Annotated in this window: 15 protein-coding genes; 4 read left to right on the top strand and 11 right to left on the bottom strand. The window is 69.2% G+C overall.

Annotated elements, in window-relative coordinates:
• Positions 1 to 12 precede the first annotated feature (12 nt).
• The 6 genes from ACZ6DT_RS24605 to ACZ6DT_RS24630 are packed head-to-tail and all read right to left on the bottom strand — an operon-like array spanning position 13 to position 8,773.
• Positions 13 to 1,116: a uroporphyrinogen-III synthase gene (locus tag ACZ6DT_RS24605; protein ID WP_465599275.1), complete on the bottom strand. Its 1,104-nt coding sequence runs from the start codon at positions 1,114 to 1,116 to the stop codon at positions 13 to 15.
• On the bottom strand, positions 1,113 to 1,460 hold the full coding sequence (gene nirD / locus ACZ6DT_RS24610) for a nitrite reductase small subunit NirD (RefSeq protein ID WP_465599277.1): 348 nt from the start codon (positions 1,458 to 1,460) through the stop codon (positions 1,113 to 1,115). The genes ACZ6DT_RS24605 and nirD overlap by 4 nt, the downstream gene beginning before the upstream one ends.
• Positions 1,457 to 3,961, bottom strand: a complete 2,505-nt coding sequence (gene nirB, locus ACZ6DT_RS24615; RefSeq protein ID WP_465599279.1) for a nitrite reductase large subunit NirB — start codon at positions 3,959 to 3,961, stop codon at positions 1,457 to 1,459. Before nirB ends, nirD begins: the two co-directional genes overlap by 4 nt.
• A complete protein-coding gene (locus tag ACZ6DT_RS24620) occupies positions 3,961 to 5,319 on the bottom strand; it encodes a nitrate/nitrite transporter (RefSeq protein ID WP_465599281.1) in 1,359 nt (452 codons plus the stop codon). Before ACZ6DT_RS24620 ends, nirB begins: the two co-directional genes overlap by 1 nt.
• 29 nt (positions 5,320 to 5,348) lie before the next feature.
• Positions 5,349 to 6,776, bottom strand: a complete 1,428-nt coding sequence (locus tag ACZ6DT_RS24625; RefSeq protein WP_465599283.1) for an FAD-dependent oxidoreductase — start codon at positions 6,774 to 6,776, stop codon at positions 5,349 to 5,351.
• Positions 6,773 to 8,773, bottom strand: a complete 2,001-nt coding sequence (locus ACZ6DT_RS24630; RefSeq protein ID WP_465599648.1) for a molybdopterin oxidoreductase family protein — start codon at positions 8,771 to 8,773, stop codon at positions 6,773 to 6,775. The genes ACZ6DT_RS24625 and ACZ6DT_RS24630 overlap by 4 nt, the downstream gene beginning before the upstream one ends.
• A 269-nt stretch (positions 8,774 to 9,042) precedes the next feature.
• Here ACZ6DT_RS24630 and ACZ6DT_RS24635 point away from each other — a divergent pair, with 269 nt between their 5' ends.
• From ACZ6DT_RS24635 to ACZ6DT_RS24645, 3 genes are read left to right on the top strand one after another with little or no spacing between them, the layout of a single operon-like run.
• Positions 9,043 to 9,567, top strand: a complete 525-nt coding sequence (locus tag ACZ6DT_RS24635; RefSeq protein ID WP_465599285.1) for a PadR family transcriptional regulator — start codon at positions 9,043 to 9,045, stop codon at positions 9,565 to 9,567.
• Between the two features lie 15 nt (positions 9,568 to 9,582).
• Entirely contained in the window at positions 9,583 to 10,263 is a 681-nt protein-coding gene (locus tag ACZ6DT_RS24640; protein WP_465599287.1) for an ABC transporter ATP-binding protein, read from the top strand.
• Positions 10,260 to 12,503: an FtsX-like permease family protein gene (locus ACZ6DT_RS24645; RefSeq protein WP_465599289.1), complete on the top strand. Its 2,244-nt coding sequence runs from the start codon at positions 10,260 to 10,262 to the stop codon at positions 12,501 to 12,503. Before ACZ6DT_RS24640 ends, ACZ6DT_RS24645 begins: the two co-directional genes overlap by 4 nt.
• Before the next feature lie 40 nt (positions 12,504 to 12,543).
• Here ACZ6DT_RS24645 and ACZ6DT_RS24650 read toward each other — a convergent pair whose 3' ends face one another.
• From ACZ6DT_RS24650 to ACZ6DT_RS24665, 4 genes are all read right to left on the bottom strand, one after another.
• Positions 12,544 to 13,341 (bottom strand): TIGR02569 family protein, encoded by a 798-nt coding sequence (locus ACZ6DT_RS24650; protein ID WP_465599291.1) that lies wholly within the window; start codon positions 13,339 to 13,341, stop codon positions 12,544 to 12,546.
• 354 nt (positions 13,342 to 13,695) lie between these two features.
• Positions 13,696 to 14,874, bottom strand: coding sequence for an adenylyltransferase/sulfurtransferase MoeZ (gene moeZ / locus ACZ6DT_RS24655; RefSeq protein ID WP_125780984.1), 1,179 nt, complete (start codon positions 14,872 to 14,874; stop codon positions 13,696 to 13,698).
• Between the two features lie 117 nt (positions 14,875 to 14,991).
• Positions 14,992 to 16,167, bottom strand: a complete 1,176-nt coding sequence (locus tag ACZ6DT_RS24660) for a DUF3152 domain-containing protein (RefSeq protein WP_465599293.1) — start codon at positions 16,165 to 16,167, stop codon at positions 14,992 to 14,994.
• A gap of 81 nt (positions 16,168 to 16,248) precedes the next feature.
• Entirely contained in the window at positions 16,249 to 17,106 is an 858-nt protein-coding gene (locus ACZ6DT_RS24665; RefSeq protein WP_465599295.1) for an alpha/beta fold hydrolase, read from the bottom strand.
• 320 nt (positions 17,107 to 17,426) lie between these two features.
• On the opposite strand from ACZ6DT_RS24665, the gene ACZ6DT_RS24670 reads away from it, so the two are divergent.
• On the top strand, positions 17,427 to 18,050 hold the full coding sequence (locus ACZ6DT_RS24670; protein WP_039922912.1) for a TetR/AcrR family transcriptional regulator: 624 nt from the start codon (positions 17,427 to 17,429) through the stop codon (positions 18,048 to 18,050).
• A 49-nt stretch (positions 18,051 to 18,099) separates the two neighbouring features.
• Here the strand turns inward: ACZ6DT_RS24670 and ACZ6DT_RS24675 are convergent, their stop codons facing one another.
• The gene (locus tag ACZ6DT_RS24675) at positions 18,100 to 18,267 is read right to left on the bottom strand and encodes a hypothetical protein (protein ID WP_465599297.1); all 168 of its coding nucleotides are present in this window, start codon (positions 18,265 to 18,267) and stop codon (positions 18,100 to 18,102) included.

Here is an 18,267-nt window from a genome sequence, read left to right on the forward strand (position 1 = left end):
AGGTGGGTGGTGTCACGGGTCGACGGCCAGGCGGTAGCCCCGTTTCACCACCGTCTGGACGAGTTTCGGCGACCCCAGAGAACTCCGCAGGCGCCCGATGGCGGTCTCGACGGCGTGCTCCTCGCCACCATCGGGTAACGCGGCGACCAGTTCCCGCCGGGAGAACACCCGCCCCGGTGACTCCGCCAGCGCTCGCAGCATCGCCATCGGCGCGGGCGCGATGTCACACCACTGCCCGTCGACCAGCGCCGCCTGACCGCGCAGTTCGATACTTCGTCCGCCCGCGTCCAATCGCGGCGAACGGGCTTGGAGCGCGTCGGACACCGTCCGCGCCAGCGCCCCGATCCGCGACCGCGCGGGCTGCACCGTCGGGATCCCCAGTGCGGCCAACGGCGCCGCGGTGATCGGCCCGACACAGGCGACCACCACACGCTTTTCCAGTACCCGTAGTACTCCCGGCAGTTTCCCGGTCCGTCTCGCCACCGCCAGCAGTGACGCGGCGGCGGGCGCGCTGGTGAACGGCAGCGCGTCCACCGAACCGTCGAGGACGGCGTCCAGCAACCGGTCCAGCGGCCCGGGGTCGGCCGGACCGACCCAGCGGTACACCGGCACTTCGATCACCTCGGCGCCCGCGGCGCGCAGTCTGTCCACAAAGTACGGAAGCGGCTCGCCGTGCAGCTGCACCGCGATCCGCTGACCGTCCACACCGGAATCGAGGAGATGCCTTAACAACTCGGCGTTGTTCTCCGATGCCGGCGAGTAATCCTCCGAGAGCCCGGCCGCGCGGATCGCGCCCTTGGCCTTCGGACCGCGGGCGAGCAGCGACGATTTCTCCAACCGGGCCAGCAGCTCCTCCCCCAGCCCCCAGCCTTCGGCCGCCTCGACCCAGCCGCGGAAGCCGATCCCGGTCGTCGCGACGACGACGTCGACGCGGTCTTCCAGCAACCGCATGGTCGCCGACCGCAGTTCGGTGTCGTCGGCGAGCGGCACGATCCGGATGGCCGGACCATAGCGCACGGTCGCGCCTTTACGCACGAACAGCGCGCCGAGCTCGTCAGCCCGCCGCGCCGCCGTGATCCCGATGACGAATCCCGCCAGGGGAAGGACTTCTGTCACGGTGAGAATTCCACCTCCACCACACCCCCGGTGACCCGAACCCGATACGCGGCGACCGAAACTCCTTCAGCGTCGAGGCATGAGCCGGTCCGCAGGTCGAAGCGTTCCTTGTACACCGGCGACGCCACCACGGGGACCCCGCCCGCGTCGCCGACGATCCCCCGCGAAAGCACCGCGGCCCCGCTGACCGGGTCCATATTGGACAGCGCGTACCACCGATCGCCGGGCAGCCGGAAGATCGCCACCTGCACGCCGCCGTCGAGCAGCGCGGCGACACCGGACCATTCGGGGACGGCACCCGCCGCGCAGACGGCGGTCCAGGTGCGCTCGATCGAGGTCGTCACTGTTTCACCTCCGGGATACCCAGCAGCACGGGCACCCTCTGGTCACGTTCGGTACGGAACGCGATCGTCGGATCCGGCGTGCCCGGCGCGTTGACGAACGAGCTGAACTTCGCCAGCTTCTCCGGGTCCTCCAGCACGCCGCGCCATTCGTCGGCGTAGTCGCCGACATGTTTGGCCATCGCCGAGTCGAGGTCGTCGCAGATGCCGAGTTTGTCGTCGACGATCACCGCGCGCAGGTGGTCGAGCCCGCCTTCCATCTCCTCGACCCACGGCGCGGTGCGCTGCAACCGGTCGGCCGTGCGGACGTAGAACATCAGGAACCGGTCGATCGTGCGGATCAGCGTTTCGGTGTCCACTTCGGACACCAGCAGATCCGCGTGCCGCGGGGTCGCGCCGCCGTTGCCGCCGACGTAGAGGTTCCAGCCCTTGTCGGTCGCGATGATGCCGAAATCCTTGCTCCGCGCCTCGGCGCATTCCCGCGCGCAGCCCGAAACCGCGGACTTCAGCTTGTGCGGCGACCGCAGGCCGCGGTAACGCAGCTCCAGCTCGATCGCCAGCCCGACGCTGTCCTGCACGCCGTAGCGGCACCACGTCGAACCGACGCACGACTTCACCGTGCGCAACGACTTCCCGTACGCGTGTCCCGACTCGAATCCGGCGTCGACGAGCCGCCGCCAGATCAGCGGGAGCTGGTCGACTCCCGCGCCGAACAGGTCGATCCGTTGTCCACCGGTGATCTTGGTGTACAGCCCGAAATCCATCGCCACCTGGGCGATCACCATGAGCTTCTCCGGCGTGATCTCGCCGCCGGGAATGCGCGGGACGACCGAGTACGTCCCGTTGCGCTGCAGGTTCGCGAGGAACTTGTCGTTGGTGTCCTGCAACGTCGCCTGCTCACCGGCGAGGATGTGCCCGTTGCCCAGTGTGGCCAGGATGGACGCGATCGCCGGTTTGCAGATGGCGCAGCCGGTTCCGGTGCCGTAGCGGTCGATCATCTCGCTGAACGTGGTGATCCGGGTGGCCTGGAGGACCTGGAACAGCTCCGCGCGCGACTGCGGGAAGTGCTCGCACAGCGCCTTCGACTGCTCGACGCCGCAAGCCGTCAGCAGCTTCCCCAGCAGCGGGACACACGATCCGCACGCCGTGCCCGCCCGCGTGCAGCCCTTGATCTTGGCGACCGAATCGCAGCCCTCTCCGGTGATCGCATGCGTGATCGCGCCCTTGGAAACCGCGTTGCAGGAACAGATCTGCGCGGCGTCGGGCAGCGCGTCGACGCCGACCGCCGCTCCGCCACCGGCCGGCGCGAGGATCGCACCGGGCTCGGCGGGCAGCGGCCTGCCCACCATCGCGCGCAGCGTGTTGAACTCGCTCGCGTCCCCGACCAGCACCCCGCCGAGCAACGTCTTCGAGTCGTCCGACACCACGAGCTTCTTGTACGTCCCGGCGACCGCGTCGTTGAACGCGACTTCCAGCGCGCCCTCGGTCGCCGCGTGCGCGTCGCCGAAGCTGGCGACGTCGACACCCATGAGCTTGAGCTTCGTCGACATGTCCGGCTCGGGGAAGGTGCCCTCGCCGCCGGTCAGCCGCGCCGCGACGATCTCCGCCATCGCGTACCCGGGCGCCACGATGCCGTACACCTTGCCGTGCACGGCCGCGCATTCACCGATCGCGTACACCGCCGGATCCGACGTCCGGCAGGTGTCGTCGACCAGGATGCCGCCCCGCGCGCCGACCTCCAGCCCGGACGAACGGGCGAGGTCGTCACGCGGCCGGATGCCGGCGGAGAACACGACCAGGTCGACGTCGAGTTCGGTGCCGTTGCCGAGTTTGGCGAGGTAGCGTTCGCCGTCCGGCTCGATGGCGTCGGTCGACGTTCCCGTGTGGACGGTTACGTCGAGGTCGGTGATCAGCCGCCGGAGCAGGCCACCGCCACCCTCGTCGACCTGCAACGGCATCAGCCGCGGTGCCATCTCGACCACATGCGGCGAGAGACCCATGTCCCGCAACGCCTTCGCGGCTTCCAACCCCAAGAGCCCACCACCGATGACGACCGCGGAACGACGTCCGCGCCCAGGTCGTTGAGCGGCTTCCCTGATGGCGTCGAGGTCCTCGATCGTCCGGTAGACGAAGCAACCCGGAAGGTCGTGTCCCGGCACCGGCGGGACGAACGGCCGCGAACCGGTCGCGAGGACGAGCGCGTCGTACGGCTGCTCGTGTCCGGCCTCGGTGGCGACGACTTTGCGGTCTCGGTCCACCGAAACCACCGCGTCACCGAGCCGCAGCTCGACCAGCGGGTCGTCCGCGTAGTCCGCTCCGTCGAGAGAGAGGGAAGCCGGGTCCCAAGTGTCCACATAGGACGTGAGGGCGACGCGGTCGTAAGCGGGTCGCGCCTCTTCGGCGAGGACCACGATCTGCCACTCGCCGGTCTTGTCCTCCGCGCGCACCGCTTCCACGAGCCGGTGCGCGACCATGCCATGTCCCGCGACGACGAGTTTCCGCATCAGACCTCCGCCCCGGCGAGCGCCAGTCCTCGGGTGCTCGCCACTTCCGACTGCTGCTTGCGCAGATACACCGCCCAGGTGACGGCGAAGCACAGCCCGTAGAAAACGAGGAAGGCGACGAACGCCGGCACCCCGCTCTTCGTATCCGCGAACGACTGCCGGAACGCCAGGTTGATGAACAGCCCGCCGAGCGCGCCGATCGCCCCGGCCAGCCCGATCAAGGCCCCGGAAAGCCTGCGTGCCTTGAGCATCTCCAGCGTCTCGTCCGCGCCTTCGCTGATCGCGACCTTCGCCTTGGCGCGGAAGATCGCCGGGATCATCTTGTACGTCGAGCCGTTGCCGATACCGGTGAGCACGAACAACACGATGAACGCGACGGTGAACAAGGCCAGCGAGTTCGACGTCGACGCCAGGATCAGCACCACGGTCGCCGCGGCCATGCCGACGAACGTCACGAAGGTGATCTTGCCGCCGCCGATCCGGTCGGCGAGCCAGCCGCCCGTCGGCCGCGAGAACGAGCCGAGCAGCGGGCCGAGGAACGTCACCGCGGCCGCCTGCAGCGGCGTCCGGCCGAACTGGTTCTGCAGCACCAAACCGAAGGCGAAGCTGTAGCCGATGAACGAACCGAACGTGCCGACGTAGAGGAACGACATCACCCAGGTGTGCGGATCCTTGACGACCTCGCGCATCGCCTTGGTGTCGCCCTTCATCGAGGCGAGGTTGTCCATGTAGAAGTACGCGCAGATCGCCGCGAGGACGATCAGCGGGAGGTAGATCGCCAGCACCACCCGGGGTGCGGTCGCGCCGACGGTGCCGATCACCAGCAGTCCGATCAGCTGGATCGCCGCCACCCCGAGGTTCCCGCCGCCCGCGTTGAGCCCGAGCGCCCAGCCCTTGTGCTTCTCGGGGTAGAACGCGTTGATGTTGGTCATCGACGACGCGAAGTTCCCACCGCCGACCCCGCCGAGCGCGGCGATCAGCAGGAACGTGCCGAGCGAGGTGCCCGGTTGCATCGCGATCGCCGCCAGGATCGTCGGCGCCAGCAGCAGCAACGCGCTGACGATCGTCCAATTCCGGCCGCCGAACCTCGCCACCGCGAAGGTGTACAGCGGTCGCATCAACGCGCCGATCAGCGTCGGTGTCGAGACCAGCAAGAACTTGTCGGCGGCCGAGAACCCGTACTGCGGGCCCATGAACAGGACCATGACCGACCACAGTGTCCAGACGGAGAAGCCGATGTGCTCGGCCAGTACGGAGAACCAGAGGTTCCGCCGGGCGATCTTCTTCCCGGTCTCCTCCCAGAACCGCTCGTTCTCCGGATCCCAGTGCTCGATCCAGCGCTTGCCCCGAGCGTGCATGAGGTCCTCCTTGGTGGATGCGTTCGGGTTCACTGGGCGGCCAGCCATTTCGCGACCCCGCCGACGGCGTCCTTACAGCCGCCGCAGCCGGTTGTCGCCCTGGTCGCTCCGGCGAGGGCCGGGACGTCGGTGGCACCGGCGCGCCAGGCCTCGACGAGCCGCCCCTTGGTCACCGCGTTGCAGCGGCAGATGACCGCCGACGCGGGCAGATCGGCGGGACTCGCCGCCGACGGCGCCCCGGGCGGCAGTGAGCGTCCTAAAAGGACCGCCAGCCGGTCTTCGGGTACCGGGGTGCCCCGGTCGTAGAGCTGCGTGATCGTCGCGGCCGCGTCGGGCAGGCCGAGCAGGATCGCGCCGGCCACCCGGTTTCCACGGACCACGAGCTTGCCGTAACGGCAGCCCGCCGGGTCGCTGAAGGTGAGCACTTCGGCGGTCGGGTCGTCCGCACCGGTCATCGTCTCGCCGAGCGCGGTGAGGTCGATGCCTCGGGCCTTCAGCCGCGTCACCGCCTGGGTGCCGCGATACCGCGACGCGGATTTCGTGCCGGTGACCAGATCCGCGACGACGGCGGCCTGTTCCCACGCGGGTTGCACGAGACCGCCGAACGCGCCCGGATGCTTCGCGCAGTCACCGATCGCGTGGATCCGGCCGTCGCTGGTGCGCAGCAGATCGTCGACGACGATGCCGCCCTCGACGGTCAGCCCGGCGTCCACGGCCAGTTTCGTCTCGGGCCGGACACCGGTGGAGACGACGATGAGATCGGCGGGTACGTGCGTGCCGTCGTCGAGTTTGAGCCCGTCGCCGCTGACATAGCGCGCGGCCCCGGCACCGAGCCGGAAACCGACTCCGAGTTCTTCGAGCTTCCTGGTCAGCACCCGCGCGGATTCCGCGTCGAGCTGGCGTTCCATGATGTGCGGCATCGGATGCACGACGGTGACGAGGTTCCCGCGTCCGGCGAGGCCGCGCGCGGCTTCCAGGCCGAGCAGCCCGCCGCCGAGCACGGCGACCGGGGCGCCCAGCTTGGCGGCGTCGAGGATGCGGGTGCAGTCGTCGAGCGTGCGGAACGCGACGACGTCGGGACCGGGTTCGAGCCCTTCGACCGGCGGCATCCACGGGTTCGCGCCGGTGGCGAGCACGAGCGCGTCGTAGTCCACAGTGGACCCATCGTTGAGATGGACCCGCCGTGCGCTCCTGTCGATCGACGTCGCGGTGACGCCCCGTCGCAGGTCGGCACGGGTGCGAGTCGACCATTCGTCGTCGTGCAGCCGGACGGCCTCGGGCCGCATGGTCCCGGCGACCACCGACGAGAGCAGCACCCGGTTGTAGGCGGTGTGCTCCTCCGCGCCGACGACGGTGAGCCGCACGCGCTCACCTTCGGGATCGCGGCGCTGGATCTCGTCCGCGAGCCGCGCGCCCGCCATCCCGTATCCGGCGATGACCACCGACCGGGGGTTCACGCGACGGCCTCGGCCGGGGCGAGCGCGACCGCGCACACCTTGAACTCGGGCATCCGGCTCGTCGGGTCGAGCGCCGGGTTGGTCAGCAGGTTCGCCCGGCCCTGACCGGGGAAGTGGAACGGCAGGAACACCAGGTCGGGGCGCAGCGACGCCACGCAGCGGACCCGGGCGACGGTCTCGCCGCGCCGGGAGCGCACGACGGCGAGGTCGCCCTCGGCCAGTCCCGCCCTCGCGGCGGTGTCGGGATGAACTTCCACGAAGGCCTCCGCTACGACGTCGTTCAGCTCCTTGACCAGCCGGGTCTGCGCCCCGGACTGGTAGTGCTGCAGGACCCGGCCCGTGGTGGCCTGCAAGGGGAACTCGGCGTCGGGTAGCTCGGCCGGGCCGACGTGGTCCACCGGGACGAACCGCGCGCGGCCGTCCGAGTGGGAGAAGGAGTCGAGGAACATCCGCGGCGTGCCGGGATGCGATTCCGCCGGAACGGGCCAGTAGAGGGCCTCGCCTGCCCGGAGCCTGTCGTAGGTGATGCCCGAGTAGTCGGCGACACCGCCCTTGGACGCCCGGCGGAGCTCGGTGAAGACGGTCTCGGCGTCCGTCGGGAATCGTCCGTCCGGCTGGCCGAACCGGCGGGCGAGTTCGGAAAGCACGTAGAGGTCGGTTTTCGCGCCGGACGGCGGGTCGATCGCTTTACGCCGCAGCAGGATCCGGCCTTCGAGGTTGGTCATCGTGCCGTCCTCCTCGGCCCACTGCGTGACCGGCAGGACGACGTCGGCCATCGCCGCGGTCTCCGACAGGACGAGGTCCGAGACCACCAGGAAGTCCAAAGAGGACACTTTGTCCTGGATGTTCCCGGCGCCGGGTGCGGAAACGACGAGGTTGCTGCCGAACACCATCAACGCGCTCGGTCCGTCTTCGGCGCCGAGCGCCTCCAGCAACTCGACGGCCGAACGGCCCGGCCCCGGCAGGGATTCCGGCGGAACACCCCATACTCCGGCGACGTACTCGCGGGCGGCGGGGTCGTCGATCTTGCGGTAGCCGGGCAGCTGGTCGGCTTTCTGCCCGTGCTCGCGCCCGCCTTGGCCGTTGCCCTGCCCGGTCAGGCAGCCGAAGCCGGAACCCTGCCGCCCCGGCAGGCCGAGCGCGAGCGCGAGGTTGATCCAGGCGTTGACCATCGCGGTGCCGTTGGCGTGCTGCTCGGTGCCGCGCGCGGTGAGGATGTAGGCGTTGCGTGCCGCCGCGAGCTTGGCGGCGACGCGGCGCTGGTCCGCGGCGGAGACCCCGGTCACCTGCTCGACCCGCTCCGGCCACCAGGCCGCGACCGAGCGCCACAGCTTCTCGAAGCCGTTCGTCCGCTTGTCCACATAGGACTGATCGAGCAGGCCGTCGGCGACGACGGCGTGCAGGATGCCTTGCGCGAGGGCGAGATCGGTGCCGGGCGCGGAAGCGAGGTGCAATCCGGCGAGTTCGGCGGTCGGGGTGCGGCGCGGGTCGACGACGATCAGGTCCGCGCCCCTCAGGTGCTGGGTGAACGGCGGCATCGTCTCGGCCGGGTTCGCGCCGATGAGCAGGACCGCGTCGGCGCCGGCGAGATCCGTGACCGGGAACGGCATGCCGCGGTCGGCGCCGAACGCCTTGATTCCGGCGGCCGCCGCCGACGACATGCAGAACCGGCCGTTGTAGTCGATCTGCGAGGTGCCCAGCGCGACCCGGGCGAACTTCCCCAGCAGGTACGCCTTCTCGTTGGTCAGCCCGCCGCCGCCGAAGACGGCGACCGAATCGGCACCCTTGGCCGCGCGGATCTCGGTGAGCCGCCGCGCGACGAGGTCGAGCGCCCGCGGCCAGGACGCGGGGCGGAGTTCGCCGTCGACCCTGATCAACGGCGTCGTCAGGCGGGAAGGCGAGGTGAGGAGCTCCCCCGACGTCCAGCCCTTCTGGCACAGGCCGCCGGCGTTGACCGGGAAGTCACGCGGCGCGACCCGGGCGCCGTCGAGGCTCATCCCGCACTGCAGGGCGCAGTACGGGCAGTGCGTGTCCACCGCGGTCGCGGTGGGAGCGGTGAGCGGCACGGGCACCTCCTCCAGGCGTCGATAGCGCTTGAAGGTAGGTAGACCGTGTTACCTGGAAAGTCCTGAATGTTTCAGGCGTTTGACATTGACCGCCGCCGATGTACGTCACACCGTGAGGTCGCGTTCGCCTGTCGCAAGTACCCGAAACTATGCACCCCGTGTACAGATCGTGCGTATACACACTGTGTATAGTCGCCCGCATGTCCATCGGGAACACGTTGCTCGGCCTGCTCGAAGCCGGCCCCAAACACGGTTACGACCTCAAACAGCTCTACGACAAGCAGTTCCGCCAAGACCGTCCACTGCACTACGGGCAGGTCTACTCGACACTCAACCGGCTCTTGAGGAACGGCCTGGTCGAGGAGAACGGCATCGAAGCGGGCGGCGGTCCGGACCGGAAGCGGTACGCGATCACCGAAGCGGGCGTCACCAACGTCGAGGAATGGCTGAAGAGCCCGGAAAGCCCCTCGGTCTACCTGCAGAACACGCTCTACACCAAGGTCGTGCTCGCACTCCTGTCCGGCCGGGGCGCCGAGGATCTGCTCGACGCCCAGCGGAGTTCCCACCTGCGCACCATGCGCGAGCTCACCGCCCGCAAGACCGATGGCGACCTCGCCGACCAGCTGATCTGCGACCACGCGCTGTTCCACCTGGAAGCGGATCTGCGATGGCTGGAGCTCACCGCCGCCCGCCTCGACGACCTCGCGCGCCAGCTGACGCGCTGATCTGGGGACCACACAGTGGAAACACCGTTGTTACACGGGCTCGGCCTGCACAAGGCCTTCGGCCCGAATCAGGCGCTGGCCGGGGCCGGGCTGACGCTCGAAGCCGGCGAGATCGTCGCGATCATGGGTCCCTCGGGATCCGGGAAATCGACGTTGCTGCACTGCCTGTCCGGCATCCTGCGGCCCGACGGAGGACAGGTGCTGTTCCGCGGGCGCGACCTCGCGAACCTGCCCGACGCCGAACGCAGCGCCTTGCGCCGCACCGAATTCGGTTTCGTCTTCCAGTTCGGGCAGCTCGTCCCGGAGCTGACGTGTCTGGAGAACGTCGCCTTGCCACTGCGCTTGGGCGGGATGAAACGCCGTCCCGCCGAGCGCATCGCCAGGAACTGGCTCGACCGGCTGGAAGTCGGCGACTCGGACGACAGCACACCGGGCCAGATTTCGGGCGGGGAGAGCCAGCGGGTCGCCATGGCCAGGGCGCTGATCACCGAACCGTCGGTGATCTTCGCCGACGAGCCGACCGGCGCGCTGGACTCGCTGAGCGGCGAGCTCGTCATGCGCCTGCTGTCCGAGACGGCGAAACAGACCGACGCCGCCGTCGTCCTGGTCACCCACGAACCGCGGGTGGCCGCCTACTCCGACCGGGAGATCATCGTGCGAGACGGCCGAACGCGTGAACCGGCGGTGACCCGATGACCGGGCGCGAAGATCTGATGCTGGGGTTCCGGCTGGCCGTCGGGGGCGGCCGGGGCTCGATCGTCAGGCTCGTCATGACCGCCGCCGGCATCGGGCTCGCGGTGGCGATCCTCCTGATCGGCGCCTCCGCGGGCACCGTCATGGAGAACCGCGACCAGCGGGTGTACGCCGCTTCCCCGCGGCACGAACCGATCCCCGGTGTCGCACCACTGAACTACAGCGCGACCCAGACCGACTTCCGTGGCCAGGCGATCGCGCTCGTCCACCTTCAGCCCACCGGGCCGACCTCGCCGGTCCCGCCGGGCGTGGACCGCCTGCCCGCACCTGGCGAGGTCTTCCTTTCACCGAAACTGGAAGAGCTCGTCGCGTCCGACACCAGTGGCCTGCTGCGGCCCCGCCTGCCCGGCGAACCCGTCGGGATCATCGACGCGGAGGCCGTGCTCAATCCGAACGACCTGGTCGCCTACGTCGGCACGGACAAACTGAGCGATGGCCTCGCGACCTACGCGTTCGGTTCCGACCGCGGCTACGAAACGCCGTTCGAAGGGGGAGTCCTCACGCTGCTGCTGGCGGGCGTCTTCGTCCTGCTCACGCCGGTGTTCATCTTCGTCGGGACGGTCTCCCGGCTCGGTGGCGCCGCCCGGGACCGGCGGCTCGCCGCACTGCGGCTGGCGGGCTCGTCGCTGGCGCAGTTACGCCGGATCACCGCGGCGGAATCCCTCGTGGGCGCCGTGACCGGGCTGGTCGCCGGGACGGCGTTGTTCCTGCTCTTCCGCGGCGCGGTGGCGGACTTCCAGGTGTTACGTTTCGGGGTGTACCCGAAGGACCTGACGCCGTCGTGGCCGCTGGCGGCGCTGATCGTGCTCGTGGTCCCGGCCCTGACCGTCGTGACGGCTTGGGCGGCCCAACGGCACACCGTCGTCGAACCGCTCGGAGTGGTCCGCGAGACCGCAGCGCCGCAGCGCCGGTTGTGGTGGCGGCTGCTGCCGATCGTCGCCGGAATCGCTTTGATAGCCCCGGATCTGGGCGTCGCCGGCGAACTCGGCCGGATCGCGCTCATCGGGGGTGCCGTCCTGCTGATGCTCGGGATCCCTGCGCTGCTGCCGTGGCTCCTGGAACGCGTCGTCTCCAGGATCAAGGGCGGACCGCCATCGTTCCAGCTCGCGATCCGCCGTCTGCGGAACGACAGCGGCACCCCGTCACGGGTGGTCGCGGGTCTCTGTGTGGTGCTCGCCGGGGCGATCGGGTTGCAAAGCCTGTTGACCGGCCAAGCGGTGCTGGCGGCCGGTTACGAGGACAGAACCGAAGGCCGGGCCACCGTTCACGCGGACGCCCCGATGGCCGACCGGGCGGTGGCCGCCGTCCGCGCGGTTCCCGGCGCGGCCGACTTCCAGACCATGCGCTCGATGTTCGTCGAGGCGAACAGCGCGGACAGCGCGTTCACTTCCTTCGCCGTCGCCGACTGCGCCACGATCGAGGCGGCGACCACCGCGACCGGTTGCCGCGACGGCGACGTGTTCACCGATCCCGCGTTCATCCACAAAGGACAGTCGGTGAAACTCACCGACAACGACAAGCGGCAGCGGCCTTGGACCGTTCCGGTCACGCCGCGTCCACTCGAGGTGAAGCCGGCGGGGCTCGCCGAACAGCTCGGGGTGCGCGTGCTCGCGACACCTGCCGCGGTGGCGGGTGTCGATCTGGCCGCCGCGTGGGTCACGGTGAGCGTGCGTGGGGCGACCGGGGATCCGGACTTCGTCGAACTGGTGCGGAACTCGGTGGCCCCGTACAGCGGAGAGGTCACCGTGGCGTCCTACAACGGGCAACGGGCCTCCGACGAGGCCCGGATGTTCGACGACGCGCGGAACATCCTGTTCGGCGGCGCCCTGTTCGTCCTGCTGCTGGCCGGGGTGAGCCTGCTGGTACTCGCCCAGGAACAGGTCCGGGAACGGCGCCGGGCGCTCGGGGCGCTGTCCGCCACCGGTGTCCCGGTGCGCGTGATCGTCCGGTCTCTGTTGTGGCAGAACGGGATTCCGCTGCTGCTGGGCATCGTGGTCGCCACGGCGACCGGGATCGCCCTCGCCGCGCTGGGCAGACGGCTGTTCTGGGACGGGCTGTACGTCGACTGGTCCGCGGTCGGGATGCTCATCGCGGCGGCGGTCGTGATGGTGCTGCTGGTGACGGCGTCGACGGTGCCGTCCGTGCGCTCGGCGGCGAAAGCGGAGAACCTGCGCACCGAGTGATCCGTCCGTGAAGGCTCCTGAACCAGGGGCCTTCACGGACTTACAACACGGCGCTGACGTCGCGGGCGGCGGCGCGGAGCCCGTCGTGCGCCGCTCGCGTCGACCGCGGGTCGAGGGCGTTGGCGGCCAGCCGGAAGAGGATCGCCCGCAGGAGAAGCTGAGGCCATTCGGGCAGATGCGCCCAGCGTTCGAGAAGATCGATGGTGGCGCCGCCCCAGGCCAGCGCGTCGACCGCGACGATCGCGGCGCCCCATTCACCGGGCCGGTAGTACGGCACGAAATCCACGATGCCGGGGGCCGCGTCGCCGTCGAACAGCACTCCGGCGAGCAACTCCCCGTGCACGACCTGTTCCGGCAATTTGACCGGTCTTCGGGAGCCCGCCAGCACCTCGAACCAGCGGCCGCCCTTGTTCTCGTCGAGCGACATGTCCGCCTCGCCCCAGGCGAGTTTGTCGGCCAGTGCCTCGAGATCGGTGCGCCGTCCCAGAAAATCCGGCCGCGGCAACCCGGCCGTCGCCCGGTGCAGCTTGACCGCCGCGTGCACGACCTCGTCGTAGCGGTGCTCGGCCGTGCCGGACACGAACCGGTTCGCCGACCAGCCGCCGACCACCCATCGGCCGTCGCTGGACCGAACGGGCTTCGCGACCCGCAACCCAGGCTCGTCGACGGCTTCCAACACGCGCGCCGTCCACAGCGTCCGCGACTTGTCCACGACGGGTTTGAGCACGAGATCGTTGTAGCGCCAGGCGGTGGTGCCAGGCAGCGGTTCCGCGTCACCGGTACGTCCGCCGAACGCCGAACAGACGTGTTCCGGAGGGCTTTCGAGGGTGGCACGCACGGCTCGGCACGTTACCCCGTCTTCCACCCCACGAACGAGAAGACGCGCTGGTGTCGACTAGCGATACTCAAGACAAAATCGCTTCTGACCTGCCGTTCTTCGCTCGTGGTCCCCCGAACGGCGCAGCGCCGGACAACTCGCCGCGTCGCGCTCGGCTCGCTGTGGCTGCTCTGCACCCCGGGCGCGGGCGCCCGCCGGTCTGTGAAGGCCCCCTTGAGGGACCCAGAGTCCGTGAAGGCCTCCTTCCCTACCTTCAGCGTTAGGGAAGGAGGCCTTCACGGCACCACCAAGACCAAAAAAGAGCAAGGGACCTTTGCTACCGCCTGTACCCAGACCGAAGGCCGGCAAGAGATCTCAGTACGTCGGCAGGCTCTGGTCGATCTGCCGTGCCCAGGCCAGCACGCCGCCACCGAGGTGGGTGGCGTCCTTGAACCCGGCCTGATGCAGGGCCGCGAGCGCCTCCGCCGACCGCGCGCCCGACTTGCAGTGCAGCACGATCGGCTTGTCCTGCGGCAGTTCCGACAGCGCCTCGCCCGAGAGGATCTTGTCCTTCGGGATCAGCGTCGCGCCCTTGATGTTCACGATCTCGTACTCGTGCGGCTCGCGGACGTCGATGAGGGCGAAGTTGTCGCCGTTGTCGAATTTGGCCTTGAGCTCCGCCGGAGTGATCGTGTGCCCCGAAGCGGCCGAAGCGGCTTCGTCGGACACAACGCCGCAGAAGGCTTCGTAGTCGATGAGCTCGGTGATCTTCGGGGTCTCCGGATCCTTGCGGATCTTGACCTCGCGGTACTTCATCTCGAGCGCGTCGTAGCTGACGAGCCTGCCCAGCAGGGGCTCACCGATGCCGGTGATCAGCTTGATCGCCTCGTTCACCATGATCGAGCCGATCGACGCGCACAGCACGCCCAGCACCCCGCCCTCGGCGCACGACGGCACCATGCCGGGCGGCGGCGGCTCGGGGTAGAGGTCGCGATAGTTGAGGCCCTTGCCGTTCGGCGCGTCCTCCCAGAACACGCTCGCCTGCCCCTCGAACCGGTAGATCGAGCCCCACACGTAAGGCTTGCCGGTGAGCACGGCGGCGTCGTTGACCAGGTATCGCGTGGCGAAGTTGTCGGTGCCGTCGAGGATCAGGTCGTACTGCTCGAACAGCTCCAGCGCGTTGGACGACTCGAGCCGGTCGGTGTGCAGGTGCACCTTGACGAACGGGTTGATCTCGGCGAGCGACTCCTGCGCGGACGCCGCCTTGAGCTTGCCGATGTCGGACTGGCCGTGGATGACCTGGCGGTGCAGATTCGATTCGTCGACCTCGTCGAAGTCGACGATGCCGAGCGTGCCGACACCGGCCGCGGCCAGGTACAGCAGCGCGGGGCTGCCGAGGCCGCCGGCACCGATGACCAGCACCTTGGCGTTCTTCAGCCGCTTCTGCCCGGTCATCCCGACGTCCGGGATGATCAGGTGACGGCTGTACCGGGCCACCTCTTCCTTGGTGAGCTCGGCGGCCGGCTCTACGAGCGGCGGCAGCGTGCCTGACATCGGGGTCCTCCATCTCGCGTGGATCGCGGTCGCATCCCAGTATCTACAACACCGACAGGCGGAATCGACTTCCCCTGTTTCATATCCTGGGAAATTCCAGCGGATGGGAGGGCAGGACTAGGGTGTCTGGTTCGGCCAGGAGCCCGGCTTGCAGATCTTGCCGTCCGCGAGCACCTTGCCGCGGTCACCGCCCGGGAGATTGTTCAGCTGCGCCACGAAGTCGTTGGAGACGCCGAACGTCTGCTGCATCATCACCGGCGCGATCCCGCCGTTCACCTGGCAGCCCACGTGCTTTCCGCCCAGGGCATGCCCGACTTCGTGATTGATGGCGTACTGGCGATACCCGACCATGTCGCTCTCGAACGCCATCGCTCCGCGCACCCAGCGGGCGAGGTTGATCACCACGCGCTTGTCGAAACTCGACCGGTAGCACGAGGTCTCGTAGGTGATCTGGAACATGCAGACGTCCGCGCGATGCGTCGTGTTCGGTGTGGTGAGACTCACCCGGAAGCTGGGGTTCGGGTAACTCGCGTCGACACGCTGAAGCGCCTTCTTGCCGTCCCACGTCCAGCTCTTGGCGTTGGACAGCGTGCCCTGCACCATCACGGCGAAGCTGTCGTCACCGCCATAGCTGACCGGATCGATACCGTCCTCGACCTCGACGGTGTAGGTGAACAACTGTCCCGTCCCGACCTTCTCCCCCTTGCCCGGCACCACGTGATAGGTGCCCTGGCCGGATTCGGTGAAAGGGTCGCCCTTGGGCAGATCCGCGGTCGGGATCTTGAGATCGACCGGTTTGGCCGGATTCTCCGGGAGAACGTCGCCGCCCCCGTCGACACCCGCGCCCGGCTCGCCGCCGTTGCCGGCGGAACCGTCGGCTCCATCGCCCGAAGCGAGGCTGGCCCCGTCCGTGGCGATCGGCTCGGGCGGGCCGGTGGCGGTGTTGAACACGACCAGCGCGGTGATCACCACGAGGATCGGCAGCGCGTACACCCGCCAGCCGTAGGTCTTGGCGAAGTGGCCGATGCCGCCCTTGCTCTTGCGTGCCTTGGACTTGGGGGCGCCGGGCTCGTGCGGCTTCCAGGACGCGCTGAGCGGCTGGGCACTGGTCCGGCGGCCGCCGGGGCGGTAGCGGTCCTCGTCGAGCCGCTGCGACGGCGGCGGCGTCGGCCGGTACTGGCCGGTGCGCGGTGCGTCGGAGGTCCGAGGCTGGGTACGCGGAGAACGGCGACCGGAGACGGAGTACTGAGACCGCCGTCCTTCGCCCTGCGCGCCTTGCTTAACCCGGTCCACGGGCACCAGGGTGCCATAACCGAACTGTGATGTTGTGAGCGACCGGCGCTTCGCGCGGCGTGTCCCGCCCACCCGAATGGGCTACCAGGTGCCCGATTCGACCGATTCCCACATGCCCAAAACGGCCCTCGCTACGACATTCGGGCGTTCCATCTGCGCCACGTGGCCGGTTCGAGGGAGAACGAGCAACCGGGCGTGCGGAAGTAGCCGAGCGGTGCGCTCGGCGCGCCGGACGGAGATCACCCGGTCGTGCTGCCCCCAAACGACGAGTGTCGGCGCGTCGACGGTCGGCGCGACGGCCCACAACGACGCGGGACCACGCGCGGACCACGTCCGGAAGATGCCGAACGTGCTGCGAGCGAGCGCGGGGGCGGCCCAGGCGAAGGCGGCGCGGGCGCTGTGCTCCTCTTCGAGCTCGTCCAGTCTGCTTTCGGCGAAGCGGGCCGGGTCGGCGAAGCACAGCTTGATGACCTGCATGGCGCGTTCGCGCGGGCCGAGTGCGGCCAGCTGGCGACGCACCCGCGGGCCGATCAGCGGCAGGTACGCGAACGCCATCCGCGGATCGGACAGCCGCCTCATGCTGGGACGGAGATCCGGCATCGCCGGCGAGATCAGCGTCAGCGTCTTCACCAGTTCCGGATGCCGGGCCGCGACGAGCAGCGCGACCGCGCCGCCCATCGAGTTGCCGAACAGGTGCACCGGCCCGCCGTCGAGGCTCTCGATGTGGCCCGCGACGATCTCGGCGTGCGCAGTGAGGCTGAAGTCGAAAGCGTCGGGCGGCTCCGAGTAGCCGAACCCCGGCAGATCGACCGAAGTGCCTGCCGCTTGGGGCGCCAAGAGGGCGGCGAGATCGGTCCAATTCGTGGCCGAGCCGCCGAGCCCGTGGACGTAGACGGCCCTCTCGGGACCGCCCGGGGTCCGGCGGATGTGCAATTTCACCCCGCCGACACTTATTGTTTCCCCGGGCCAAGGCGGCGGCGCGGGGTCCAGCGACGGCAATGACCTGCGCGAGAGCGGTACGTGGGTCAACGGCGGGCGGCCCCCGGCGACACGGGAAACTGGAGAAGACACAGCATCAAGGATGCCCGACCCTTGGCGGTCCGGCTGTACCGGCGAGTAATCTCGAGGTCACTTCACGCGGCGGTGACCCCGCCCGCGGAGCCCGCTCGACTGCGCTGATGAGTTCTCGGCGGTAAGGATCGCCTCGAACAAGGCTGATGCGTTCTCGGCGGAGACGAGTGCCTCGAACTGGAGGAACGATGACAGAAATGGCGCGACTGCAGGCACGAGGTGTCCGCCTGCCCAGAACGGAACGCCGCGCCCAGCTGCTGGCCGCCGCTCAGCGGGTGTTCGCCGCGAACGGTTACCACGCCGCCGCGATGGACGAGATCGCCGAGGAGGCCGGAGTCAGCAAACCGGTCCTCTACCAGCACTTCCCCGGCAAGCTCGACCTCTACATCGCGCTGCTGGAGAGCCACGTCGACGAACTGGTGCGGCGGGTCAAGGACGCGCTCGACTCCACGACGGACAACAAGCAGCGGGTGCCGGCCACCGTCGGCGCGTTCTTCGACTTCGTCAACAATGACGCCGGCGCGTTCCGGATGGTCTTCGAATCCGACCTGCGTGGCGAGCCCGCCGTGCAGGAGGCGGTGGACCGGGCGACGTCGGCCAGCGTCGACGCGATCACCGAGACCATCACCGCCGACGCGGGCCTCGACGAGGACAAGGCACGGCTGCTCGCCGTCGGCCTCGTGGGTCTTTCGCAGGTCAGCGCGCGGTTCTGGCTGGCGCACCACAAGTCGATGAGCCGCGAAGAGGCCGTCGCCCTCACCGCCAACCTCGCCTGGCGAGGGATCGGCGGTGGCTTCCCGCTGCAGCACTGATCCGCGTTTCGTCCTCTGAATGCGGTAGTTGCGCGCGCAAGTACCGCATTCAGAGGACGAATTGCGTGGGGTTACCGGGGCAGGAGCTTCGGCCACAGCCGTCGAAGAACTGACCGTGCTGGGCGATCCACGGCCCGGCGCGCACCGCGCGAGGCAGGCCGGGTTCGGCGCCGAACCACTCGGGTGGCTCACCGGGCAATCCAGGCGAACGGATCAT

This window comes from Amycolatopsis sp. NPDC041971, from assembly GCF_055588925.1.